The sequence below is a fragment of the Burkholderia sp. LFS061 genome (assembly GCF_047978125.1).
In the GTDB taxonomy this organism is placed as follows: domain Bacteria; phylum Pseudomonadota; class Gammaproteobacteria; order Burkholderiales; family Burkholderiaceae; genus Burkholderia; species Burkholderia pyrrocinia_C.
The window spans coordinates 66,248-88,913 of sequence record NZ_JBFPFS010000032.1 but is presented as its reverse complement, the minus strand read 5'-3'; the positions used below and the strand labels follow the sequence as shown (position 1 = coordinate 88,913).

The following is a 22,666-nucleotide window of genomic DNA, read 5'->3' as shown; positions in this document are numbered from 1 at the left end:
TCGCGAGCGGTCCAGCTTCGACGATCCGTCGCCAACTCAGCAGCCAATCGCATACGAAATCCTTTTGCGCAGCGACCTCGTGATCAAGACGAGGCGTTTTTCAACAGCCTGCTAGGGGCAATCTATTCGGAAATGCTGTACACGTCCAATCAAGGCTATGGCAAGGTCAGCGCAAATATTATCAATGACTTGATATCTGGCAAATATCGCGACAGCGCGAATAGCGCCACAACGGAATATCCATCTCGCGAATCGCTTGACATATTTTTTTCGAGAATCAAAGATGCATCAAGAGAATTTCGTCGCGGACCCTATAGTTTTTTTGCGCCCCCAAATTTGGATCCGATTTATAATGGAGATATACCGGAAGATTCGGCCCCATTTTTAACTTATTTCCTGAATCAGTTGAATTCGGTAATTTTGGAAACTCGAGGTTACGAGGAGCTTGTTCAGGCTTTTATAAGTAGCTGCAACAAATATTTATCGGGAAATGACGAGTCAACTGACGAGTATACTTCGCCGCCGGAAAATGCTTTCGATAGTAAGAGACTCGATTTCGATCGACGGGCCCTTGAAGTAACGGTGAAGAGCGTAGCGACGGGCGACGACGTGCCGCTGGAATCGCTGTCGTCTGGAGAAAAGCAAATGATGTCGCTATTTGCGAGACTATATCTTTATCCCGACCCCAAGATAGTACTTATTGATGAACCAGAGTTGTCGCTTTCGCTCGATTGGCAGCGTCAAATATTGCCTGATGTGCTAAGGGCGCCGACATGCCGGCAGGTGATTGCAATCACTCACTCCCCCTTTATTTTCAACAATGAACTGGAGCCTTTTGCGGGTTCCCTACGCTTTAGAATCGCGCCTACACGTAAGCGTGACGCGAATGATGGGGATTTGAATCTCGGTGAGGGCGAGGTTTAAAAATGGATCGCAATATTTCAGAGGATGTCTTTAGGGATCGTTATTTCAAAAAAATCAAAGATTCAGTGAATTTGGCGGTGGTAGAAAAGAGTCAATTTGCAGCATTTTCATCAGCCATTCCTGATGATGTAAAAATATTTAGCTACGAGGGGCGCGACGACAAGATAGCTTACGATCACTGGGTTAGGCGAATTGACGGAGAATTGAAATACGAACCTTACGTTTCGGAAACAAAGCATGCAAATTTGCAGCTTTTTGATTCGCTGCGACGTGATTTGACAGGGTTAGGCGATCGCGTTTACTTCTTCGTCGATCGAGATTTTGACGACATACAAGGCAGAGTCCCTCATGACAAACTGTTTATGACAGACAGATATTCGATCGAGAACTACTTGGTATGCGATAAATTGCTAGATGAACTTCTTAAAATAGAATTTCATTGCAATGGATATTTGGCGGCTCGGACGAAGATTATTGATATATTCAAAATCGCTTACGAAAAATTTTTAACCGTTACGAAAGAGTTGAATTTTCGCATCTTCCTTGCGGCCCGAGAAAAAATAAAGCGAATTGAAGATTTGCCCATGGGGATAAATGTGATTGCGGATGTCAGCTTGAACGGGGTAACCGCAATCGACAGACCAATTCACGAGATTGTCAAGCTAGAGCGGGAGCCGACCGACGAGGAAGCCGCTCGTTGGCGTGGCGAGTTTGAAGCCCTTGAGCCAACTGAGCGCTATAGAGGAAAGTTTGCGCTTTCTTTTTTTGTGAAGTGGTTGACGTTGTTGCGCCAAGACCGGCTAGCGAATCCGTCCGTCTGCTTTGGAGATGTGCCGCTTCCTGACTACGGAGTTAAAGGTAATTTCTCTTTCGATAGCCTTGTCCCACGTGCAGCATGTCCGAGTGGGCTATCTGCGTTCCTAGGTTGCGGTTAATGATTACGAGGACCGATTAAAAGGTGCTCTAATGTCGACTAGATGCAGAACACTGCAGCGTTCGCTGAAGGCCGTGGCGTGGTCCGCGCTGCGGTCTCAGAGAACGCGAAATGACGTTGTGGGATGACGATTGCGGACGATCTAGTCGACTACTCCGAACGTCCACAAGCGGCCGACTGCCGCCTGATGCGGTCGGCCGAAGCCGACCCACAGCAGTCATCCGTCTCGACACCAAGAGGTCACTCAAAGATGCAAGATAATCAAACCAGACGTCTGAATTGTCTCATCGCGCTCGCTACGAACCCACCTGGATGTCCGCGAGTTCCAGTAGTTCCTTACGATCTTGATTCCCGAGCCAGATGAGAAAACCCCGATCAACTACGTTGAGCTTGAGGTTCGTCTGATCATAATCGAGCACGATTGGCTTTATATCTTTCTTAACTTGCAGCGAAGCTGTGGACTGAAGCGCCTGAGTGAGGTTTCCAAGGTTTAGCGCAACTCCTTCCGGATGATGCTTGCGCAGCACATCGCGCAAATGGCGATAAGTCAAGCCAGATTCCAGTGCGCCAACCTCTTCTGTAAGAACGGGATACAGAAGCCACTTGAACATTTGCAGAGTGGTTTCTTGGAAACCGGTTGCAAATAGCGTGATGAACGAATTGTATCGGCCAGTCTGTTGATTTACAACATCCCTGATCAACTCGGAAACATCTAGATCCTTTCCGATGTTTTGGCGCAACTTCTCCTGAGTGGCACTGACACCTTCCTTCATACACGCTTGATAGCAAGCCTCCTGAACAATATAAACGCTGTCCAGGCAATCTTTAATTACCGAATCTTTAAAAGAATCTGAAAAGGAAATATTGAGCAGCGCCTCCCCGCTGGCAATGACCTCGCGGAGTTCATCATTCGTCCACTTATCAGCATTAACGCCGACGACACGCCCAGTCAAATCGCCATTATAGACGGTGAGACGTCCCTCCTCCAACCAGACCCCGACGATAATAAAGCAGAGCTTTGATTGCTCGTGGAATGCCTTGAGCGCCACCGAGAAATCTTTCTGCGTTTCAATGGGTAAATAGTGAAAATCCTCTAAAACAATGAACTTGGAAAATCCATTTAAGGCGGAAATGATGTCGTTCGCATCTTCGGGATCCAGCTCAAGTGGGGCAGTAGTAATTGCATCCGCCTTTGACTCTTCCTTCTCACCGGATGCTTCGACCCCAACCCCAAGAATCTTAGCTTTGAATGCCGCGACGATCTTGTTTCGACCAGAGGTCGTACGCGTGGCCGATTGCGTTACCTCATAACCGACACGCTTCAAGATCGCAGAGTGAAGGTCTGCTATGCCCCACTTGTTAGAACAGTGGACGACAATATAATCGTCGTCTTGAAGGCAGTGCTTGCGAAGAGACGTTTTACCTTGCTTGGAACTGCCGTATATGATGATGTGCTTGTCACGCGTGAGATTCGCAATAAAGTGTTCATCCACAGCTTTGCGAGATACATAGTTGAGCGGCAACTCTCGCCCAATCCCGTAGACGTCTGCGGTTCGATGTTCCATTTCTAGCGTCACAATAAACTCCGGAGTTTGTTGTGTGTGAACGACTGTTCACCGCTTGCTTAGCAATAGCAGTGAATTCTGCGCGCCGCATCCTGGAATGGCCTGGCTGCAGTTGCCCGTTGATTGTCAGCGACATCAGCGTCCGTGTCGAGTGGCCGGAACTGGCCGAACCCGGAAATTCATCGCCGATCAGCGTTCGATCGCCCCAACTGAGCCTCGAACTTTCGTAGTCGACCCACTGCGGCCACTCAGTTTTCTCGGAACCGATTGTCCGTGTTAGCGTAATCCTCCCTCCACCGCTCCGGTCTCAGCCATGGCTTATGGACTTCACATCGAACGTAATCCGCCCGTCTCTCTGGATGAATGGCTGGACGCGATCCGAGGGCAGGACGAGAGCGCGGTCACGTCTGTGAACCCGCTTACTGGCGAAAGGATTTCGATTCCGGGAAAACCCGGGAATGTCTCTGTCCTCGTCGGTGACAAATGGATCAGGACCTTTAGCTGGAACAGGGGCCATGCCAGTTTCAATGCGCCTTCGAATATGCCCTCAACCGATCCGACGATGGCGGCTGCCTTTCATCTGGCGGCCGCGCTCTCTGCCGCCGTCCGGGGCGACGAAGGCGAGGTCTACCCTTTTGCCAACTGAGCCGGAGCATCGGCTTTTCAATCACCGCGCAAGTATTGAGTCGCTGTCGATCGACTCTTACTGACTGAAAGCGCCCCGTTCAGTCCCATCCGATCTGCAAGCGGTCCGAGTTGCGCTGTCGCCTAGTTGCTCCGAATAGGTACCGTGACGGATCGATCCTGCACACGATATTCCAGTGCACTGCCGTCCGGCACACCCAACTCAATGAGTTTTTGCTTCAAGAAAGGCAGTCCAACGTCGAGGTCAGTGAGTTCAACGTCAACGCCCACCCACTCGATCTTGTGATCTTTCGAGAGATTGCTGCCACCGCCCGTGACTTCGCCTAGATTGGCCTTTTTCAGCGTGTCATCGAGCGGATCCTCGTACTTGTGTCCCCGCTCGATAGGCATGATTGATTCATTGATTTCTACAAAAACGAACGTCCGAGCACGCTGAGCGGAATGCAGATCCGTTCTTGAATGGCCAAGATACTCGTCATTGATTTTCGGCGCACTGCTGCACGCACAGAGCAAACAGCATCCAGCGACAAGTTGCCAAATTAGCCTATCCAAGACATCGCCTCCCTGTAATGCAACAAGCCGCGCAACTGAAGCCTATGGCGGCAATCAAGTGCATTCCCAACGCGCTCTGATTGCGTCGGCGAACCGTTCCCTACTGAACGACTTCATCCGCCATTGCTTGCGCTTCCATCACAAGCCGCGAATAGGTCTTCTGCTCGGGCAGGTGCTTCGCAAAACTTTCCTGCCGCTGTTCCTCTGCCACTCGCCCCGCCCCACAAGCCACAATCCCCGGAACCGTCACCGCTGTCCAGAGAACATAAACCCGCTCCCCCTGCCTGACCGCCACCGCCAGCGTATTCGGCCCGTCCGGCACCCCATCCTGGCTTCCCCCCAGCACCAACGCCTTCACCACCGCATCAGTCGGCTTCCACTTCACCGGCAACTCGGCAAATCGAAATGCCGCAGCGTCATCACTGAACACGTTCGTATAAAACGTCTCGTTATCGAAGATAACGGCAACATCATCCGTCGACTTGAGCCCCGCATCCGCCGTCGCCACCCAAGCCTTCGAAAGTTAAACAATCGTCACAAGAAGACTCGCCTTCCCGTAATCCGATTTGAAGAACAGCCCATCTGGCCCAGGCGTCATCCCGTCATCGGCGACAACGCTTTGCACGGTACTCCCCACCTTCCCGGAAAACCCTTTCGCCTTGACCGTCCCGACAATCTTTACCAGCTTCGCATTCAACTCGGCGGTGTATTTCTTGTCCAGATCCGCCCGATCTTCCATCCGAGCCGCATTCACCGTCTCGGCAGCCTTCTTCCGATCCGCGAGATAAGAATCGGTCGGCGACGTAATCGCCTTCGCCCCGACAACAGCGATCAGAGCCAGGAGCACAACCGCCCCCACAGCAACTTTTAGTTTGGAAATGCTTTTCATTCTCGTATGACGTCCCCAAGCCCGAACGTAAAACGGCTGCCGTGCCCCCACGGCAGCCGTCCCTCAGAAACGCCTCATTAGAAAACGCGACGCAGACTTTATTCATCCACCTTGAAAGCCGACACGAGCTTAGTCAATTCCGCCGCCTGCTGCTTCAAGCTCTCGGCCGCCGCCGCGCTCTCCTCTACCAAAGCCGCATTCTGCTGCGTCATCTGATCGAGCGACTGCACCGCATCCCCAATCTGATCGATCCCGGCGCTCTGCTCCAGGCTCGCTTCGGCAATCTCGCTCATCATCGCGCTAACGCCCTGCACCTGCGAGACGACATCCCGCATCACCTTCCCCGCCTCACTAACCAACCGCGACCCGGTATTCACCGTCCCCGCGCTATGTTCGATCAGCGCCTTGATCTCCTTCGCCGCCTGCGCGCTGCGCTGCGCCAGATTCCGCACTTCCGAAGCAACGACAGCAAACCCACGCCCCTGCTCCCCCGCCCGCGCCGCCTCCACCGCGGCATTCAACGCAAGAATATTCGTCTGAAACGAAATACTGTCGATCATCACGATGATCTCGGAGATCCGCTGCGACGCATCGCTGATCTGCTGCATCGTGCTCACCACCTCACCCACTACCTGCCCGCCGCGCGCCGCCGCATCCGAAGCACCGTTGATCATCTTCGCGGCGGTCGTCGCCGTCTCTGTGTTGTTCCGCACCACGGCCGTGATCTCTTCCATCGACGAAGCCGTCCGCTCCAGGTTGCTCGACTGCCCTTCGGTGCGTTCGCTCAGATCCGCATTCCCCGAAGCAATCTGCGCCGACCCAGTCGCAATCGACGCCGAAGCCGCGCGAATCCGATGAACCAGCGTCGACAGCGACGACACGAACCGGTTGAACGCATCCGACAACTGCCCGATCTCGTCCTGGCTCTCGACCATCATCCGGCGCGTCAGGTCGCCTTGGCCGCTCGCAATCTCCGACAGCAACGTAGCCGCACGCCGAATCGGCGCGGCAATCGCGCGCCCGACCAGCCAGATCACGAGCAGCGCGACACCAAGCCCAACCACGGCCGCGACCAGCGCCGCGCTGCGGATCGCACGCGTCACCGGCCCGAGCAGTTCCGCTTGCGGCACCTCGACGACGACATACGCATTCAACTCCGGAATGAACGACGTCGCGATGAAACGCGCGCCGCCGTCGCCGTTGTAGCTCAGGTACGCATACGGCTTGCCGGCGAGCAGCGTCGAAGACGCATCGTCAGGCAGCCCCGGCTGATCCTTCAGGAAATGCTTGCCGTCGATCAGCGACGTATCGCGATGCATCATGATCGCGCCGTCGGGACGCACGAGATACGCGAATCCAGTCTCGCCGATCCGGTAAGCGGCAATACCCTTCGCGAGCGCATCGACGGACAGGCTCATGCTCGCCGCGCCGACCGGCACGCCGTCGAGTTCGACGCGGCTGTTGATGAACATCATGTAGCCGCCGACGGTCACCTCGCGATCCATGTTCACGTCGAACGCCTTGCCGGACGACAGGAAACTGGTCAGCCACTGATCCTTGTCGGTAACCTTCCGCTGCAGGCCGGCTTCGTTGTAGTAGTTGCCGCTCTTCACCGACACCCCCTGCACGGACGCCGCCTTCTGCTCGTCCTTCACGTTCTTCGCAAGCTGGATCCAGTTGCGCGTGCCGGCATCGGGTTCGCCGTCGGCTTCCCATTGCAGCAGGAACGCATCGCGCGCGAGAATACGCGACGCGGCGATCGGCCCGGCCATCTGCCGCTGCACGTCGGCGCGAATGCCGCTCACTGCCGTCGGCAACTCTTCGCGGACGACGCGGTCACGCACCGCGTTGCCGATCAGGCGGATGCTCAGTCCGCTCGAAATCGCGACGAACACGAGCAGGCAACTCGTCATGCTGAGAATCAGCTTGTTCTGAATGGAAAGCTTGCGCCAGAAATGCATGGGAACCCTCGGTAACCGCTCGGTCTGAGCCAGTTTGAGTTATCGGCATGCACGCGCAGAAGCGCATCGCAGATTTCAGATGTCTATCATGCGAGATTTGTTATGTCGTTGACAGGCGGGCATATGCGGCCGCCTATACGCGCAGAATCAAAGCAAATCAATACGCAACGAAGATCGTCACGCGCCGATTCCGCGCCCGCGCAGCGGTATCGTCGCCCGTCACGAGCGGCTGCGTATCGGCCCGCCCGATCGCCGCGAGCCGGTGCGGCGCCACGCCGCGCACGGTCAGGTAGCGCACGACGCTTCCCGCGCGCGCCGACGAAAGCTCCCAGTTCGATTCGTATTTGGCGTTCGCGATCGGAACGTTGTCCGTATGCCCTTCGACGAGAATGTCGCCGGTCGTGTGCTCGCTCAGTGCCTGCGCGATCTGGTTCAGCACGGGCGCCGAATCGGGCAGCAAGCGCGCATCGCCGACATTGAACAGGATCTTCGCGTCGATGCCGATCTCGACGCCGTGCGGCGCCTTCACCAGCGAGATCCGGCCGTTCGCCTTCAACTTATCGAGCAACGCAAGCCAGGCCGGCGCACGTTCGGGCACAGCGGCACTCGCAGCGCCACCGACATGTCGAGCGAGCGTCTGGTATCGCGCGTCGAGCGCGTTGTATTTCGCGAGTTGGAGCACATACAGCGCGAGAAACAGCACCATCAGCGTCGTGATGAGATCCGCGTACGAAATCAGCCAGCGTCCGGACTGCGTGCCTTCGAGTTCGTCGTGGTCGCGATCGGCGGCGGTCGTGCCATCAGTTCGGGCTGTCATGCCGAAGATCCCTGTTCGTCGTACCGCATACTCAGCACATCACGCAAGCGACTCGGCCGCACGCCCGCGCACATCACCGGTCAGCCGCGTTTCGATCGTATGCGGCGACTCCTTGCGCGAAATCGCCAGCAATCCGTCGAGATACAGTTTGCGGAACCGCAGTTCGCTGTCGATCTGCGCGCGCAGCTTGCCGTAAAGCGGCAGAAACACGAGGTTCGCAAACGCCAGCCCGTACAGCGTCGCGATGAATGCAACCGCGATGCCCGGCCCGAGCTGCGCCGGTTCGAGAATATGGCTCGTCACCTGAACGAGCCCGAGCACCGATCCGAGAATGCCGAACGTCGGCGCATAACCGCCGGCCTGCTGCCACACGCGCGCGGCGGCCAGCCGGCTGCGCTCGTATGCATCGAGTTCGCGCTGCAATGCATCCTCGAGCACGGCGGTCGACACGCCGTTCGCCAGCAGTTCGAGCCCGCGGCGCGCGAACGGATGAATGCCGCTCACGTCCATCGATTCGAACGCGAGCAGCCCGTCGAGCTTCGCGCGGTCGCCCCATTCGAGCAGGTCGGACAGGTGCTTGCGATCGACCTCTCTCGCGCGCACGAACGCGAGCCGCAACTGCTTCACCGCGTCGAAGAACCGCGCCGAGGTGTTCTGGATCATCACCGCGCCGAGCGTGCCGCCGAGAACGATGACGAGCGCCTCGAACTGGAACAGCATCGAAAAATGCCCGCCTTCCAGCGCGAAACCGAACACGATCGCCGCGCCGCCCAGCACCACACCGGCCAAGGTCAACAGATCCATACGCCTCCCCGTGTCACGCATCCGACGCCACGGACGCCGCGCCCGTCGCCGGCGCCTTGGCCGCGCGCACGGCATCCAGCACGCGCTGCTCGATATCCTCGATCTCGATCGGATCGAGCTTGAGCTCGCGGCGCATCACCCACGACACCTCGTTGCGCCGCGCCTCGGTCATCACGGAAAACAGCTTGTCGGCCACCGCGCGATCGTCGAGGTTCGCGATCAGCTTCGCGAGATCGTACGTATCGAACGTGCTGATCACGTCGAACAGCGTGCGCTGGTCGACCCACACGAGATCCTCCAGCGCGCGCACGTCGCCGCCGCGACGCGCGTTGCGCCGCGAGAAGTACGCAACGCCCTTTTGCTCGACGTAACTGAGCACCTTCGATTTGCGGAACGCGAACACCTCGTCGGCAATCTCGCCGTTCGACAGCTTGTTGAGCAACAGCGTCTTCTCGACGCCGATCAACGATTCGAGATCGGCCAGTTCGATGAGCTCGAGTTCGCTGTTGATCGACAAGTCGAGATCGTGGTCCGCGACCTGCTGCGCGCGATCGATCACGCGCGCGGCATCGAACGTGACGACCTGGCGCGCGTCCGACGAAGCCGCATAGTCGGCTGCACCGCCGACATGGTCGGCCTGCGCGGCTTCGATCGTGACGAGATTGAGCTTCTCCATGCGCCGCAGCATCGCGAGCACGTGCGGCCGCGAATGGCCGGCAATCGCGCGGCATTTGCGGATCACTTCGGCGAGCGGCACCGAGGTTTCGGTCGCATGGGCCTGCATCGGCCGGCGCGCCCATCCGTCGCCGGATTCGCGCGCATCGGCGCCGGCCATCAGCGACAGCACATGCGCATACGACAGCACGCCGGGCATGAAGTCCGCGTGCGTGTAGGTCGCGAGTTGGTCGTCCTTGCGCTTCACGCGCCGGATCATCGTTCGCACGATATGGCGCAGCAGCGCCGACACGCGCTCGATTTCTTCATCGAGCATGCCGGCCGGCACGACCGTGAGCTGACAGAACGAAAGCGCCTTCGCGGTATGGGCACGCGGCTCGGCGGCGAGCAGCGCCGATTCGCCGAAGAACTCGCCGCGGCCGAGCGTCGCGACGATGACGCGCTTGTCGTCGCACCGCGTGGACAGCTCGACCTTGCCGTCGGTGATCAGAAAGATCACGGGCTCGCCCGCGAAGCCCTCCGAGTAAATGATTTCTCCGGGCGCCGCTGTACGCGTCCACGATTGCTGACGATTCACGTCGATTCCCCTGCTGCGCTGAATGTTGCAGACTGCGCGCCGCACGTCGAAAGCATGCGTGTCGCGAGTCGTCCCCGTGACTCGTTTACGTCATCGAGCTCAACATCCTTTAGGGAATTCGCACTCGGTTTAACCCGGAATCAAGGTAAAACGTTTGCGGATTGCGCAGCTGCATCGAGAATCCAATTTCGCTGCTTGCGCGTGTAGTGCAATTGAAAGCACGCCGCGATCGCGCGCATCAAAACTCCATGTCGAGTTCGTCGATGTCTTCCTGCTCCGCCTTCGCCGCGTCGATCCACTCGGCGACGAACGGATGCGCGAGCACACGCATGCAGTACTCGGCGATATCCGGTTCCAGCTTCACGTCGTAGGTCAGGAAGCGCGTGACGACCGGCGCATACATCGCATCGGCGATACCGATCTCCGCGCCGAACAGCCAGGGGCCGCCATACGCGGCCAGACACTCGTGCCAGATCGTCACGATCCGCTGGATGTCGTGCTGCGCGCGCGACCAGATCCGGAAGCCGGGGAAATGCGCGCGCAGGTTCATCGGCAGCGCGGAGCGCAACGCGCTGAAACCGGAATGCATCTCGCCGCAGATCGACCGGCAATGCGCTCGCGCATGCCGGTCTTCAGGCAGCAGCCGCGCCTGCGGCCGGATTTCGTTCAGGTATTCGGCGATCGCGAGCGTATCCCACACTTTGTTGCCGTCGTGCGTCAGGCATGGAACGAGAATCGACGGCGACAGCAGCAGCAGTTCCGCGCGCGACGCGGCATCGATCGGCACGCTGACGGTGTCGAACGCAAGCCCGCTCAGCTTCGCGAGCAGCCAGCCGCGCATCGACCACGACGAGTAATTGCGGCTGCTGATGGTCAGCGTCGTCTGTCCGGTTGATTCCATGTCGCTCCCCTGCTGAAAGCCGTTCGTGCCCCTGCACCGAAAGCGGACGCCGCACCCGTCACCCGCACCACGCGCGTGCGGCGCATTCGCCGAACTGGCGCAGCGCCGCACCGTGTCGCGGCACGCGCCGCTCGCGACGACCGGCGCGGCAACGCATCGCGTTCGGCCGACGGTCGTGGCGTGCCGCCCAAGCCGCCGCGCTCCCTGACCACGTGCAACGTGCGTGCCAGCCGCATGCTGGCACACGGCTTGCCTCGTTCAATACAACGCAGCGCAACGAGCGACGGTCATGAACCTGTTTGCCTATCCGTTTTACCAATGGTCTGCCGAATGCCTGCGCCCGGCGCGCGCATGGGCTGCGACCACGCGCGCGACGATGTCGCTGTGGCCCCCAACTACGTCAACACCGACGGGCCGCATGCTCGACGCGCTGTGCGAACTGCTCGAATGCTGCGCGTTCTCGCACCGGCGTCCGCCGTTCGGAATCGCGTCGATCGTCGTCGACGGAGAAACGGTGCCGATCGTCGAGGAAGCGGCCGCGGCCACACCGTTCGGCACGCTGCTGCATTTCCGCAAGGCGCTGCCGGTCGCGCGCCAGCCGCGCGTGCTGATCGTCGCGCCGATGTCCGGGCATTTCGCGACGCTGCTGCGCGGCACGGTGCACACGATGCTGGCCGACCACGACGTGTACATCACCGACTGGCACAACCCGCGCGACATCCCGCTGACGGCCGGGCGCTTCGGTTTCGACGAATACGTCACGCACGTGATCGACTTCATCCGCCAGGTCGGCCCGGACACGCATGTGCTCGCGATCTGCCAGCCGACCGTCGCCGCGCTCGCGGCGGTCGCGCTGATGGCGGCCGGCGGCGATCCGGCGCAGCCCGCGAGCCTGACGCTGATGGCCGGCCCGATCGACTGCCGCGTGAATCCGACGAAGGTCAACGCGCTCGCCACGAGCCAGCCGATCGAATGGTTCGCGAAGAACCTGATCAGCGTGGTGCCAGCCGGCTTCGTCGGTTCGCAGCGGTGCGTGTATCCGGGCTTCGTGCAGGTCGGCGCGTTCATGTCGATGAACCCCGACCGGCATGCGGCATCGTTTGCCGACCTGTATTACGAGCGCGCGAAAGGCGACCCCGCGAAAGCCGACACGCTGCGGCATTTCTACGACGAATACTTCGCGACGGCCGACCTCACCGCGGAGTTCTATCTGGAAACGGTCGAGAAGGTATTCCAGCAATACGCGCTCGCGCGCGGCGAACTGACGGTGGGCGACAGGCTCGTCGAACCGGCGGCGATTCACCGCACCGCGCTACTGACGATCGAAGGCGAGAAGGACGACATCTGCGCGGTGGGCCAGACGGTCGCCGCGCAGGAGCTGTGTTCGGGGTTGCCGTCGTATCTGAAGACGCACCACGTGCAGACGGGTGCGGGCCACTACGGCGTGTTCAACGGCAGTCGCTGGGAATCGCAGATCTATCCGATCGTGCGCGCGACGATCCATGACAACGAGCCGTACGATCGCACCGCGGATGCGGAAGGCAGCGCGAACGGCGCGCACTACGTCACGTTGCGTGCGCTGCTCGATGCGCGCACAACCGAGCACGATACGGCGACCGAAACATAATCGCATCGTGCGCACTGAACCGGTGCTGCGACGCAACCGCCGGCGTTGCAAATGAATCGCCCCGCCGGGGTGGCGGGGCGTGATTTCCTGCAGCGTTCAGACGACGCGCAAGCGAACGAACTCGCGCGCCCTGCCCGCGTTACGAACAGGCCTTGCCGTGCGACGCGTGGAAGCCCTTCGCCTTCGCATCCGCTTCCGACATGTAGCTGCCGTGCTTCGTCTTGCCGTAGTACTTGTCGGTCGAGCAGTGATAGACCTTCGTGCTGTCGTTGGCCCACACCTTGCCCGCGCCGCCGCCCGGCGCCACGGCGGCGGTCGTCGCGGGGGCGCTCTTCGCGGGCGCGGCACCGGACGCGGCGGCAGCGGAAGCCGCCGTCGCAGGCGCCATCGCGGCCGGCGCGCTGGCTGCTGCCGCCGACGATGCGCCGTACCAGGTCTTCACACCCTTGTGGCCGGCACATGCGCCCTTCTTCGATGCACCCGAGTAGAACGAGCCGTCCTTGCACAAACCGGTCGTTCCGGCCGGCGCGCTGGCCGGAACCTGCGCGAACGCACCGATCGACACCCCCATGCCGGCGACGAGCGCGGCGATCAACATCGTCTTTTTCATAGTCCTCTCCTGATTTGCCTGAATGGTGAAAGCGTCCCGGGCATCCCCGGTGAAAGCCACGGTTACCGCACCCAGCGGCACATGCGATGGTGGTGATGATCGAAATGGCACACACGGTGCGAATGGGCTTCGGCAAGCGCCGGAGCGAGAACGGCGCATGCCACTGCGGTGGCCGTCAGGATCTTTGCGATGCGCTTCATGGAACTCTCCCGGGTAGTCAGCCGGTCATCCGGCCGGTACCTCCTTAACGCCGGCCGCCGACAGGCCGTGCACCGCGCAGCCCGCAATTGACGATCTTTGACACCGCGTAACAATCCGTCACGCGAAGCTGACGAATATCTTTCCTTTCTTTCCGGATCTTCAGCTTCGCGACCCTTCGGAATTCGAATGAATGGATCGAAGGGGGATGAAGGTCGTTGGTGTCAGCGAGGCACGCGGCGGCTTCCGGGAAGGATCAACAAAAAACCGCCCGAAGGCGGTCCGTTGCAAACGTGCGCACGATGCGCATCGGTCGGTGCACGCGCGCGTCGGAAAACCGGGCAGCTACGCGCCCGTCTCGCCCCACGGCGTCGGCGGGGGCACGGCGCACGGCCCTTCGACGTCGATCGACTTGAAATCGGCGGGCCCGACGATCTCCAGATACTCCATGTCCGGCGAGTAATCGAACAGGTAGTGGACGATCCCCGGTGCCTGGTGCACGCAATCGCCGGCGGACACCAGCGTTTCCTGCTCGCCGTACATGAAGCGCGCCCAACCCTTCAGCATGAACACGATATGGAACTCGGCCTCGTGACGGTGCCAGCCGGTGCCCGCCGTCGGTGCATGATTCGCCCTGACGAGTTGCGCGACGACCTTGCCGTTCGTCGCGGCCGCGATGCCGAGATCGCGATACAGGAAGAAGTCGCGCAGGCCTTCTCCTTGATACGCGGTGTCCTGCGGCTTCACGTGGGAAAAATGGGTTGTTGTCGGTGTGCTCATCGTGGTGCTCCTTCATCGAAAGGATCAAGCCTGACAAGCACTTAGCGTTCCAGTTTGCGACGGCGCGAAGCCGTGCAGATTACCGCTCGTGCGTGTCGCGCGGCGGCCTTTGACAGATGCGCTCGCGCAACTGTAAGCGTACTTCAATCTCCGCATCGCCCGAGACGCCATTGCGGCTTCACGGGCGATGTCACCAGCGATGCGCAACGCTGCCTACTTCAACCGCCCCGACAAAAACTGCCCGAGCCGTTCGCTCTTCGGATTCACGAGAATCTCCTGCGGATTCCCTTCCTCCTCGATCTTCCCCTGGTGCAGGAAGATCACGTGATTCGACACGTTGCGCGCGAAGCCCATCTCGTGCGTGACGACGACCATCGTGCGGCCCTCCTCGGCGAGCTTCTGCATCACCTTCAGCACTTCGCCCACCAGTTCGGGATCGAGCGCCGACGTCGGCTCGTCGAACAGCATCACTTCCGGCTCCATCGCCAGCGCGCGTGCAATTGCAACTCGCTGCTGCTGGCCGCCCGACAGGTGCGACGGATACATGCCCTCGACGCGCGGTGCGAGCCCGACCTTCTCCAGATACTTGCGCGCCCGCGCGATCGCTTCATCCTTGCCGATCCCGAGCACCGCCATCGGCGCCTCGATCACGTTCTCGAGCACCGTCATGTGCGCCCACAGGTTGAAGTGCTGGAACACCATCGCGAGCTTCGTGCGCATCCGCTGCAGTTGCTTCTGGTCGGCCACGCGCAGCGCCCCGTTGCGGTCGCGCGTGGTCTGGATCGGCTCGCTGCCGATCGTGATCTGCCCCGAGCACGGCTGCTCGAGGAAGTTGATGCAGCGCAGGAACGTGCTCTTGCCGGAGCCGCTCGAGCCGATGATGCTGATCACGTCGCCGGCCTTCGCCTTCATCGACACGCCCTTCAACACCTCGTTGTCGCCGAATTTCTTGTGCAGGTTGTCAACGGTGAGCTTGTACATGCTTGGGTCTTCCTTGCGAATGCATTAATGGCCGCGCGGCGAGAGGTACGCGAGCCAGCGCGTCTCGAGCTTGCGGAACGCCCAGATGAGCGCGAACACGACGGCGGCGTACAGCACGGCGGCGATGCCGTAGGCCTGGAACGACATGTACGTCGCCGAATTGACGTCGCGCGTGACCTTCAGGATGTCGGGCACGGTCGCGGTGAACGCGAGCGTGGTCGCGTGCAGCATCAGGATCACCTCGTTGCTGTAGCTCGGCAGCGAGCGGCGCAGCGCGGACGGCAGGATGATCCGCGTATAGAGCTTGAAGCGCGACATCCCGTAGGCTTGCCCGGCCTCGATCTCGCCGGCCGACGTCGCCTTGATCGAGCCCGCGAAGATCTCCGTCGCATACGCGCATTCGTTCAGCACGAACGCGAGCAGCGTGCAGTTCATCGCGTTGCGGAAGAACGTGTCGAGCAGCACGTGATCGTGCACGACCTGCAGGCTATAGATGCCCGTGTAGCACATCAGCAGCTGCACGTAGAGCGGCGTGCCGCGGAACACGTACGTATAGAGCCACACGGGGCCCGAGATCCAGCGGTTCGACGATGCGCGCACGATCGCGAGCGGCACGGCCAGCGCGAAGCCGAGCGCGATCGACACGACCAGCAGCCACAGCGTGATCGCGAGGCCGCTGAAGCGGTAGCCGTCGGTGTACAGATAGCTTTGCCAGTATTGGCCGACGAGTTCGATCACAGTGCGAGCCTCCGGACGCCGACGGAATAACGCTTCTCGAGGTGATGCAGCACGACGTTGGACACCGTCGTGATCGCGAGGTAGATCGCGCCCGCGGCCAGCGTGAAGAAGAAGAAATCGAGCGTGCTCTTGCCCGCGTCCTGCGACGCCTTGACCACGTCGGCGAGGCCGATGATCGACACGAGCGCGGTGGCTTTCACGAGCACCTGCCAGTTGTTGCCGATGCCGGGCAGTGCGAAGCGCATCATCTGCGGGAACAGGATGCGGCGAAACACGCGCCAGCCGCCCATTCCGTACGCGAAGCCGGCTTCGAGCTGGCCGCGCGGCACCGCGAGGAACGCGCCGCGGAACGTCTCGGTGAAATACGCGCCGTAGATGAAGCCGAGCGTCACGACACCGGCCACGAACGGATCGATGTCGATCTGGTCCCAGCCGATCAGGTCGGTCGCGTTGTTCAGCAGGATCTGGATCCCGTAGAACAGCAGCAGCATCAGCACGAGGTCCGGCACCGCGCGGATCAGCGTCGTATAGAAAGTGCCGATCGACTTGAGCACGCGGTTGGTCGACAGTTTCGCGCCCGCGCCGGCGAGCCCCAGCACGAGCGACGCGGCGAGCGACAGCACCGCGAGCTTCACGGTCTCGACCGTGCCGGCCCACAGCAGCGGGCCAAATCCTTGGAAGATCATATAAGGGGTACAGAACGATGTGACTGGATTGTCAATAGCCATTAACCGCGCATCAAACGATATCTACGCACTACCTGATGCAACCTGCTCATCAAGCCCGACGCATCCCGTGACGCGGGCGGCGCCCGGTAACAGACGCGGCGCGCACCGTAACCGATGCGCGCCGCATGGACGGTCAGCCGCCGTAGACGTCGAACGCGAAGTACTTCTTCTCGAGCTTCTTGTACGTGCCGTCCTTGATGATGTCGGCGATCGCGTGGTCGATCTTCGCCTTCAGGTCGACATCGTCCTTGCGCAGGCCGATGCCCGCGCCGTTGCCGAGCGTCTTCGGATCGTCGATATCCTTGCCGGCGAAATCGAAGTTCGCGCCGCGCGGTGTCTTCAGGAAGCCGATATCGGCCTGCACCGCGTCCTGCAGCGCCGCGTCGAGGCGGCCGGACATCAGATCCTGGTACACGCCGTCCTGGTTCTGGTAAGGCACGACCTGCACGCCCTTCGGCGCCCAGTAAGTCTTCGCGTAGGTTTCCTGAATGGTGCCCTGCTCGACGCCGACCGACTTGCCCTTCAGCGATTCGGCCGTCGGCTGCAGGTTCGCGCCCTTCTTCGCGACGAGGCGCGTCGGCGTGTTGAACAGCTTGTCGGAGAACGCGATCTGCTCGGCACGCGCCGGCGTCATCGACATCGACGACAGCACACCGTCGAATTTCTTCGCCTTCAGCGCCGGGATCATCCCGTCGAAGTCGTTCTCGATCCACACGCATTTCGCCTTCAGGCGGGCGCAAATCTCGTTGCCGAGATCGACGTCGAAGCCGACCACCTTGCCGCTTGCGTCCTTCGATTCGAACGGCGGATAGCTGGCGTCGACGCCGAACCGGATCGTCGACCAATCCTTGGCGTGGGCACCGACCGCGATGCAGGCAAGGGCAATACTGAGCGCGAGTTTCTTCATGGCGTTCCTGTCAGAGGCGAACTGGGCAGGGTCCCGGCGGACAGCCCGCACCGGCGCTGCCGGCACGGCGACACCGCCGTGAACCCTTCCAACCCGGAAATCACCCTGCCAGGCGACGCTCCAAGTTGTACATACAACTTTGCCTTTTCGAGGGCTTCGCCAGCAATCCGTGTTTATCTCTAATTGTCGGACGATTATGATAGCCGCCCTGTAATTCCCTTAAATTTCAATTAATTATGGATTACGCGATGCTGAATTCCGGCTTTCTCGATACGTAAGGGAGCGGTCGGAAGGCACGCAACACCTGTCTAGACCTCGCGGGTCGCGCCGACCGTTTCCAGTCCGACCAGCCGGTAGCCGAACTGCAGTTCCGTCAGCAGGTGCCGCGGCCTCGCCGGCACCGGTTCGAGTTTCTGCCGCAGGTTCGTCATGTACACGCGCACGTAGTGCGCGCGGTCCGCGTCGTGAATGCCCCACACCTCGGCCAGCAGTTGCCGCGCGGCGATCACGCCGCCGCGCGCGCGAATCAGCGCGGCGAGCAGCCGGAATTCGAGGCGCGTCAGATGGACGGGCTCGCCGCCGCGCACGACTTCATGCCGGCCGAGATCGACGGTCACGTCGCCGAACCGCACGATCGACGACGCTTGCCCGTCCGCCGACACGAACGCCGCGCGCCGCAACAGCGCACGCGCCCGCGCAAGCAGTTCGGGCACGCCGAACGGCTTCGCGAGGTAGTCGTCCGCGCCCGCGTCGAGCGCCGCGACCTTCTCCACTTCCTGCTGCCGCGCCGACAGCACGATCACGGGCACCGTCGACCACTCGCGCAGCTCGCGGATGAACGCCTTGCCGTCGCCGTCCGGCAGCCCGAGATCGACGATCACGAGATCGGGCTTGCTGCTCGACGCATACATCCGCGCCTCACGGGCCGTCGACGCCTCGCATGCGTCGAGCCCTTCCTGTTCCAGCGCCATCCTGACGAAGCGGCGGATATCGGATTCGTCTTCGACGATAAGTACGCGCGATCTGATCATGTCCGGCTCTCGTGTTCGATGTCGGGCGGCGCGCCCAACGGCAGGCGAATCTCGAACCGCGCGCCGTGCGGATCGAGCGGCACCGCGCGGATCGAACCGCCGTGCGCGTTGACGATGCTGCGGCACAGTGCGAGCCCAAGCCCCACGCCGCTGATCGACGACTCCTTGCGTTCGCGCTCGAACGGTTCGAACAGCGGCTCGGTGTTGCGTGCGACGAAACCGGGCCCGTCGTCCTCGACGAACACGTACAGCGTCTCGCCGAACACGCGCGCGCGCACCGACACGGCCGCATCAGCGCCCGCGTACTTCGCGGCGTTGTCGAGCAGGTTCATCAGCACGCGCTCGATCAGCAGCGCGTCGACGTCGATCAGCGGCAGGTCGACGGGCAAGTCTGCGCTCACGTCGCGGCCGGCCAGCACGCCGGCCGAATGCGCGAGCGCGCTGCCGACGATCTCGTCGAGCATGTGCCACTCGCGATTGAGCCGCACGCCTTCGCTCTGCATGCGCGCAAGATCGAGCAGGTTCACGACGAGCCCGTGCAGCGCCTCGGCCTGGTTGCGGATGCCGTGCGCGAGCGCGGCCGGCTGCCCGTCCGCCAGACGTTCCGGCCGCTCCAGCGTCTCGGCGAGTCCGCGGATTGCGGTGAGCGGCGTCTTCAGGTCGTGCGACACGGCGGCCAGCAACGCGTTGCGCAACCGCTCGCCTTCGATCCGGACGAGCGTGTGCTGCGCGACGTCGACGTAGTGCACGCGTTCGAGCGCCATCGCGATCGACGAGCACAACGCGTCGATCAGGCGGCGATCGTCGGGGTCCGTCGGCACCGGCTGCGCGTCGCCGAACAGCACGAGCACGCCGCGCACGCGCATCGGCGCCTTCAGCGGCAGGTACTGCGCGGCCGCGCGCTCGAACGGCGCCATCCCGCACCCGGCACCGCGCGCCTGCTCGTATGCCCAGCGCGCGATTGGCGTTTCGACGAGCCCTGCGTGTTGCGTCGGCATCAGCCGGTCATTCTCGTCGGGCAGCACGAGCGCGACGCGCACGCCGAGCAGCGACGCGATCGTGCCGGTGCAGATCGATGCGATCTGCTCGGTCCCGATCGCGGCCGACAGATCGTGCGCGACGCGCGCGAGCGCCGCCGAGCGTTTCTCGTTCGCGCGCGCGGCGCGGGCCTCCGCGCGCAGGCGCGCCGCGAGCTGGCCGATCGCGAGCGCGACGGCCAGCATCAACGCGAACGTGAACACGTATTGCGTATCGGACACCGCGAACGATAGCCGCGGCTCGACGAAGAAGAAGTCGAAGCAGCCGACGCAGACGAACGCGGCCCACGCGCCGGCCAGCCGGCCGAGCCGCAGCGCGATCAGCACGACGGTCATCAGGAACAGCATCACGACGTTCGACAGGTCGAACACGCGCAGCAGCGCGCTCGCCGCGAGCGTCGCCAGCGCGCAGACGAGCGTCGCCCACAGCAGCGGCGCCGCGTACTGCGACATCCATACGTGCGCGCGCGGGTGCGCTTCGCGCACGGCGAGCGTCGGCCGCGTGTCGGGCCCGGCGCCCGCGATGCGCTCGGCGATGCCCGCGCACGCGCGCAGCAAGAGCCGCCAGCGGTCGCGGCCTGACGCGGGTTCCGGCAGTACCCTCTCCCGTCGATTCGCTTCGTTCACGTTCACATCCATGATCGCTTCCGGCAATTGAAACGCCGAACGGCCCCGCGCACGCCGCGACGGCGTGAGCGGGGCCGCGACGGCGCGTTCGGTCAGATAAACGGCGTCAGCAGCATGTCGATCAGCTTGATGCCGATGAACGGCGCGATGATGCCGCCCACGCCGTAGATCAGCAGGTTGCGCCCCAGCAGCGTCCCGGCCGGCTCCGCGCGATACTTCACGCCCCTCAGCGCGAGCGGAATCAGCGCGACGATGATCAGCGCATTGAAGATCACCGCCGACAGGATCGCCGACGTCGGGCTGTGCAGCCCCATCACGTTCAGCGCGCCGAGCGCCGGATACGTCGCGACGAACGCGGCCGGGATGATCGCGAAATACTTCGCGAGATCGTTGGCGACGCTGAACGTGGTCAGCGCGCCGCGCGTCATGATCATCTGCTTGCCGACTTCGACCACCTGCATCAGCTTCGTCGGGTTGCTGTCGAGGTCGACCATGTTGGCCGCCTCCTTCGCCGCCTGCGTGCCGCTGTGCATCGCGACGGCCACGTCGGCCTGCGCGAGCGCGGGTGCGTCGTTGGTGCCGTCGCCCGTCATCGCGACGAGGTGGCCCTTCGCCTGGTGCTCGCGGATCAGCCGAAGCTTGTCCTCGGGCGTGGCTTCGGCAAGGTAATCGTCGACGCCGGCCTCCGCCGCGATCGCGGCCGCGGTCAGCCGGTTGTCGCCGGTGATCATCACGGTCTTCACGCCGACCTTGCGCAGCTCGGCGAAGCGCGCGGCGATCCCGTGCTTGACGATGTCCTTCAGCTCGATCGTGCCAAGCACGCGCAAGCCGTCGGCGACGACGAGCGGCGTGCCGCCGCGCCGCGCGATGTCGTTGACGGCCGCCTCGACCGCGTGCGGAAACGCGCCGCCGAGCGCATCGACGTGCGCGCGGATCGCGGACGCCGCACCCTTGCGCACCTGCCGCTCGCCGATATCGAGGCCGCTCATCCGCGTGCGTGCGCTGAACGGCACCGCGATGCTGCCGTCGCTCGCGGCCACCTCCAGCGAGAAGCGCCGCTTCGCGAGCGCGACGATCGAGCGCCCTTCGGGCGTCTCGTCGGCCAGCGACGACAGTTGCGCGGCCTCGGCCAGCGCACGCTCGTCCACGCCGGGCGCCGGCCGAAACTGCACGGCCTCGCGGTTGCCGAGCGTGATCGTGCCGGTCTTGTCGAGCAGCAGCACGTCGACGTCGCCGGCCGCCTCGATCGCGCGGCCCGATGTCGCGAGCACGTTCGCGCGCATCATGCGGCTCATCCCCGCGATGCCGATCGCCGACAGCAACGCGCCGATCGTCGTCGGGATCAGGCAAACGAGCAGCGCGATCAGCACGGTCAGGCTCACGGCCGCGCCCGACGCGTTCAGCAGCACGCTGAATTGCGAGAACGGCAGCAGCGTCACGCACACGAGCAGGAAGATGATCGTCAGCGCGACGAGCAGGATCGTCAGCGCGATCTCGTTCGGCGTCTTGCCGCGTTTCGCGCCTTCGACCATCGCGATCATCCGGTCGAGAAACGCTTCGCCGGGTTGCGCGGTGATCTTCACGACGATCCAGTCGGACAGCACGCGCGTGCCGCCCGTCACCGACGAGAAATCGCCGCCCGACTCGCGGATCACCGGCGCCGATTCGCCGGTAATTGCCGATTCGTCGACCGACGCGACGCCGTCGATCACTTCGCCGTCGGCCGGAATCGTGTCGCCGGCCTCGACGAGCACGATGCTGCCAGCGGCAAGCTCGTCGCTCGGCACGCGATGGCTGGTACTGCCGTATTGCTTCGGTTCGTCGAGCACCTTCGCGTACACGCGCTTGCGCGCCGCGCGCAGCGCGTCGGCCTGTGCTTTGCCGCGCCCTTCGGCCAGCGCCTCGGCCGCGTTCGCGAACAGCACGGTGAACCACAGCCAGCACGCGACCGCGAAGATGAAGCCGGCCGGCGCATCGCCGGTGCCGGTCAGCGCCTGCAGCCACAGCGCGGTCGTGACGATGCTGCCGAGATAGACGACGAACATCACCGGGTTCTTCAACTGCACCTGCGGCGCGAGCTTGCGGAACGCCTCGCGCAGCACGGCGGTCCAGCGCATCGGCGGCACGCCGCCGATCGGCATGGCCGCGGGGTTGATCG

Annotated in this window: 23 protein-coding genes; 4 read left to right on the top strand and 19 right to left on the bottom strand. The window is 62.1% G+C overall.

The genetic code is table 11. The annotated features are described in order from the left end of the window. Positions 1–924 (top strand): AAA family ATPase (locus ACNQQL_RS25025; protein ID WP_347066435.1); only part of this gene is annotated, 924 nt, incomplete at its 5' end. Positions 925–926: 2 nt separating this feature from the next. Next, positions 927–1,859 (top strand): DUF4435 domain-containing protein, encoded by a 933-nt coding sequence (locus ACNQQL_RS25020; RefSeq protein ID WP_347066433.1) that lies wholly within the window; start codon positions 927–929, stop codon positions 1,857–1,859. Between the two features lie 295 nt (positions 1,860–2,154). Here the strand turns inward: ACNQQL_RS25020 and ACNQQL_RS25015 are convergent, their stop codons facing one another. Continuing rightward, positions 2,155–3,435: a hypothetical protein gene (locus ACNQQL_RS25015; RefSeq protein WP_347066431.1), complete on the bottom strand. Its 1,281-nt coding sequence runs from the start codon at positions 3,433–3,435 to the stop codon at positions 2,155–2,157. A gap of 301 nt (positions 3,436–3,736) precedes the next feature. On the opposite strand from ACNQQL_RS25015, the gene ACNQQL_RS25010 reads away from it, so the two are divergent. Next, positions 3,737–4,069 carry a hypothetical protein gene (locus tag ACNQQL_RS25010; RefSeq protein ID WP_347066429.1) on the top strand — a complete coding sequence of 111 codons (333 nt, stop codon included), beginning with the start codon at positions 3,737–3,739 and terminating at the stop codon, positions 4,067–4,069. A 122-nt stretch (positions 4,070–4,191) separates the two neighbouring features. Here ACNQQL_RS25010 and ACNQQL_RS25005 read toward each other — a convergent pair whose 3' ends face one another. From ACNQQL_RS25005 to ACNQQL_RS24970, 8 genes are all read right to left on the bottom strand, one after another. Beyond that, entirely contained in the window at positions 4,192–4,458 is a 267-nt protein-coding gene (locus ACNQQL_RS25005; RefSeq protein WP_347066427.1) for a hypothetical protein, read from the bottom strand. A gap of 262 nt (positions 4,459–4,720) precedes the next feature. Next, positions 4,721–5,128 (bottom strand): hypothetical protein, encoded by a 408-nt coding sequence (locus ACNQQL_RS25000; RefSeq protein WP_347066425.1) that lies wholly within the window; start codon positions 5,126–5,128, stop codon positions 4,721–4,723. A gap of 15 nt (positions 5,129–5,143) precedes the next feature. After that, on the bottom strand, positions 5,144–5,509 hold the full coding sequence (locus ACNQQL_RS24995; protein ID WP_347066421.1) for a hypothetical protein: 366 nt from the start codon (positions 5,507–5,509) through the stop codon (positions 5,144–5,146). 98 nt (positions 5,510–5,607) lie between these two features. After that, the gene (locus tag ACNQQL_RS24990; protein WP_347066419.1) at positions 5,608–7,470 is read right to left on the bottom strand and encodes a methyl-accepting chemotaxis protein; all 1,863 of its coding nucleotides are present in this window, start codon (positions 7,468–7,470) and stop codon (positions 5,608–5,610) included. A gap of 157 nt (positions 7,471–7,627) precedes the next feature. Continuing rightward, the gene (locus ACNQQL_RS24985) at positions 7,628–8,287 is read right to left on the bottom strand and encodes an OmpA/MotB family protein (protein ID WP_347066417.1); all 660 of its coding nucleotides are present in this window, start codon (positions 8,285–8,287) and stop codon (positions 7,628–7,630) included. A gap of 39 nt (positions 8,288–8,326) precedes the next feature. Beyond that, positions 8,327–9,091, bottom strand: a complete 765-nt coding sequence (locus tag ACNQQL_RS24980; RefSeq protein WP_347066415.1) for a flagellar motor protein — start codon at positions 9,089–9,091, stop codon at positions 8,327–8,329. Positions 9,092–9,104: 13 nt separating this feature from the next. Further along, positions 9,105–10,343: a Crp/Fnr family transcriptional regulator gene (locus ACNQQL_RS24975; protein WP_204422475.1), complete on the bottom strand. Its 1,239-nt coding sequence runs from the start codon at positions 10,341–10,343 to the stop codon at positions 9,105–9,107. Positions 10,344–10,581: 238 nt separating this feature from the next. Next, a complete protein-coding gene (locus ACNQQL_RS24970) occupies positions 10,582–11,244 on the bottom strand; it encodes a glutathione S-transferase family protein (RefSeq protein ID WP_072439166.1) in 663 nt (220 codons plus the stop codon). Between the two features lie 289 nt (positions 11,245–11,533). Here ACNQQL_RS24970 and ACNQQL_RS24965 point away from each other — a divergent pair, with 289 nt between their 5' ends. Beyond that, a complete protein-coding gene (locus ACNQQL_RS24965) occupies positions 11,534–12,871 on the top strand; it encodes a polyhydroxyalkanoate depolymerase (protein ID WP_347066412.1) in 1,338 nt (445 codons plus the stop codon). Positions 12,872–13,010: 139 nt separating this feature from the next. Here ACNQQL_RS24965 and ACNQQL_RS24960 read toward each other — a convergent pair whose 3' ends face one another. The 10 genes from ACNQQL_RS24960 to kdpB form a co-directional block, all read right to left on the bottom strand. Next, complete coding sequence (locus ACNQQL_RS24960) at positions 13,011–13,481, bottom strand: hypothetical protein (RefSeq protein ID WP_347066410.1); 471 nt, start codon at positions 13,479–13,481, stop codon at positions 13,011–13,013. A gap of 62 nt (positions 13,482–13,543) precedes the next feature. After that, positions 13,544–13,681, bottom strand: coding sequence for an HHHH-motif protein (locus ACNQQL_RS24955; RefSeq protein WP_177318382.1), 138 nt, complete (start codon positions 13,679–13,681; stop codon positions 13,544–13,546). A gap of 343 nt (positions 13,682–14,024) precedes the next feature. Further along, complete coding sequence (locus ACNQQL_RS24950; RefSeq protein WP_072439159.1) at positions 14,025–14,459, bottom strand: cupin domain-containing protein; 435 nt, start codon at positions 14,457–14,459, stop codon at positions 14,025–14,027. A 213-nt stretch (positions 14,460–14,672) separates the two neighbouring features. Then, positions 14,673–15,440, bottom strand: coding sequence for an ABC transporter ATP-binding protein (locus tag ACNQQL_RS24945; RefSeq protein ID WP_034182162.1), 768 nt, complete (start codon positions 15,438–15,440; stop codon positions 14,673–14,675). Between the two features lie 24 nt (positions 15,441–15,464). Further along, a complete protein-coding gene (locus ACNQQL_RS24940; RefSeq protein WP_347066407.1) occupies positions 15,465–16,178 on the bottom strand; it encodes an ABC transporter permease in 714 nt (237 codons plus the stop codon). Further along, the gene (locus ACNQQL_RS24935) at positions 16,175–16,864 is read right to left on the bottom strand and encodes an ABC transporter permease (protein ID WP_174420146.1); all 690 of its coding nucleotides are present in this window, start codon (positions 16,862–16,864) and stop codon (positions 16,175–16,177) included. Before ACNQQL_RS24935 ends, ACNQQL_RS24940 begins: the two co-directional genes overlap by 4 nt. Before the next feature lie 175 nt (positions 16,865–17,039). Beyond that, on the bottom strand, positions 17,040–17,813 hold the full coding sequence (locus ACNQQL_RS24930; RefSeq protein ID WP_347066405.1) for an ABC transporter substrate-binding protein: 774 nt from the start codon (positions 17,811–17,813) through the stop codon (positions 17,040–17,042). A gap of 308 nt (positions 17,814–18,121) precedes the next feature. Continuing rightward, positions 18,122–18,844: a response regulator gene (locus ACNQQL_RS24925; protein ID WP_034182158.1), complete on the bottom strand. Its 723-nt coding sequence runs from the start codon at positions 18,842–18,844 to the stop codon at positions 18,122–18,124. Continuing rightward, positions 18,841–20,520 (bottom strand): DUF4118 domain-containing protein, encoded by a 1,680-nt coding sequence (locus ACNQQL_RS24920; RefSeq protein ID WP_347066403.1) that lies wholly within the window; start codon positions 20,518–20,520, stop codon positions 18,841–18,843. The genes ACNQQL_RS24925 and ACNQQL_RS24920 overlap by 4 nt, the downstream gene beginning before the upstream one ends. Positions 20,521–20,600: 80 nt before the next feature. After that, positions 20,601–22,649, bottom strand: coding sequence for a potassium-transporting ATPase subunit KdpB (gene kdpB / locus ACNQQL_RS24915; protein ID WP_239483298.1), 2,049 nt, complete (start codon positions 22,647–22,649; stop codon positions 20,601–20,603). Between the last annotated feature and the right edge of the window lie 17 nt (positions 22,650–22,666).

What these genes read in the sequence shown, in the direction of transcription:
- ACNQQL_RS25020 (WP_347066433.1), top strand. Translation starts at nt 927, where the DNA reads ATGGATCGCAATATTTCAGAGGATGTCTTTAGGGATCGTTATTTCAAA.
- ACNQQL_RS25010 (WP_347066429.1), top strand. Translation starts at nt 3,737, where the DNA reads ATGGCTTATGGACTTCACATCGAACGTAATCCGCCCGTCTCTCTGGAT.
- ACNQQL_RS25005 (WP_347066427.1), bottom strand. Translation starts at nt 4,458, where the DNA reads ATGCCTATCGAGCGGGGACACAAGTACGAGGATCCGCTCGATGACACG.
- ACNQQL_RS24995 (WP_347066421.1), bottom strand. Translation starts at nt 5,509, where the DNA reads ATGAAAAGCATTTCCAAACTAAAAGTTGCTGTGGGGGCGGTTGTGCTC.
- ACNQQL_RS24990 (WP_347066419.1), bottom strand. Translation starts at nt 7,470, where the DNA reads ATGCATTTCTGGCGCAAGCTTTCCATTCAGAACAAGCTGATTCTCAGC.
- ACNQQL_RS24985 (WP_347066417.1), bottom strand. Translation starts at nt 8,287, where the DNA reads ATGACAGCCCGAACTGATGGCACGACCGCCGCCGATCGCGACCACGAC.
- ACNQQL_RS24980 (WP_347066415.1), bottom strand. Translation starts at nt 9,091, where the DNA reads ATGGATCTGTTGACCTTGGCCGGTGTGGTGCTGGGCGGCGCGGCGATC.
- ACNQQL_RS24970 (WP_072439166.1), bottom strand. Translation starts at nt 11,244, where the DNA reads ATGGAATCAACCGGACAGACGACGCTGACCATCAGCAGCCGCAATTAC.
- ACNQQL_RS24965 (WP_347066412.1), top strand. Translation starts at nt 11,534, where the DNA reads ATGAACCTGTTTGCCTATCCGTTTTACCAATGGTCTGCCGAATGCCTG.
- ACNQQL_RS24960 (WP_347066410.1), bottom strand. Translation starts at nt 13,481, where the DNA reads ATGAAAAAGACGATGTTGATCGCCGCGCTCGTCGCCGGCATGGGGGTG.
- ACNQQL_RS24955 (WP_177318382.1), bottom strand. Translation starts at nt 13,681, where the DNA reads ATGAAGCGCATCGCAAAGATCCTGACGGCCACCGCAGTGGCATGCGCC.
- ACNQQL_RS24950 (WP_072439159.1), bottom strand. Translation starts at nt 14,459, where the DNA reads ATGAGCACACCGACAACAACCCATTTTTCCCACGTGAAGCCGCAGGAC.
- ACNQQL_RS24945 (WP_034182162.1), bottom strand. Translation starts at nt 15,440, where the DNA reads ATGTACAAGCTCACCGTTGACAACCTGCACAAGAAATTCGGCGACAAC.
- ACNQQL_RS24935 (WP_174420146.1), bottom strand. Translation starts at nt 16,864, where the DNA reads ATGATCTTCCAAGGATTTGGCCCGCTGCTGTGGGCCGGCACGGTCGAG.
- ACNQQL_RS24930 (WP_347066405.1), bottom strand. Translation starts at nt 17,813, where the DNA reads ATGAAGAAACTCGCGCTCAGTATTGCCCTTGCCTGCATCGCGGTCGGT.
- ACNQQL_RS24925 (WP_034182158.1), bottom strand. Translation starts at nt 18,844, where the DNA reads ATGATCAGATCGCGCGTACTTATCGTCGAAGACGAATCCGATATCCGC.
- ACNQQL_RS24920 (WP_347066403.1), bottom strand. Translation starts at nt 20,520, where the DNA reads ATGGATGTGAACGTGAACGAAGCGAATCGACGGGAGAGGGTACTGCCG.
- kdpB (WP_239483298.1), bottom strand. Translation starts at nt 22,649, where the DNA reads ATGCCGATCGGCGGCGTGCCGCCGATGCGCTGGACCGCCGTGCTGCGC.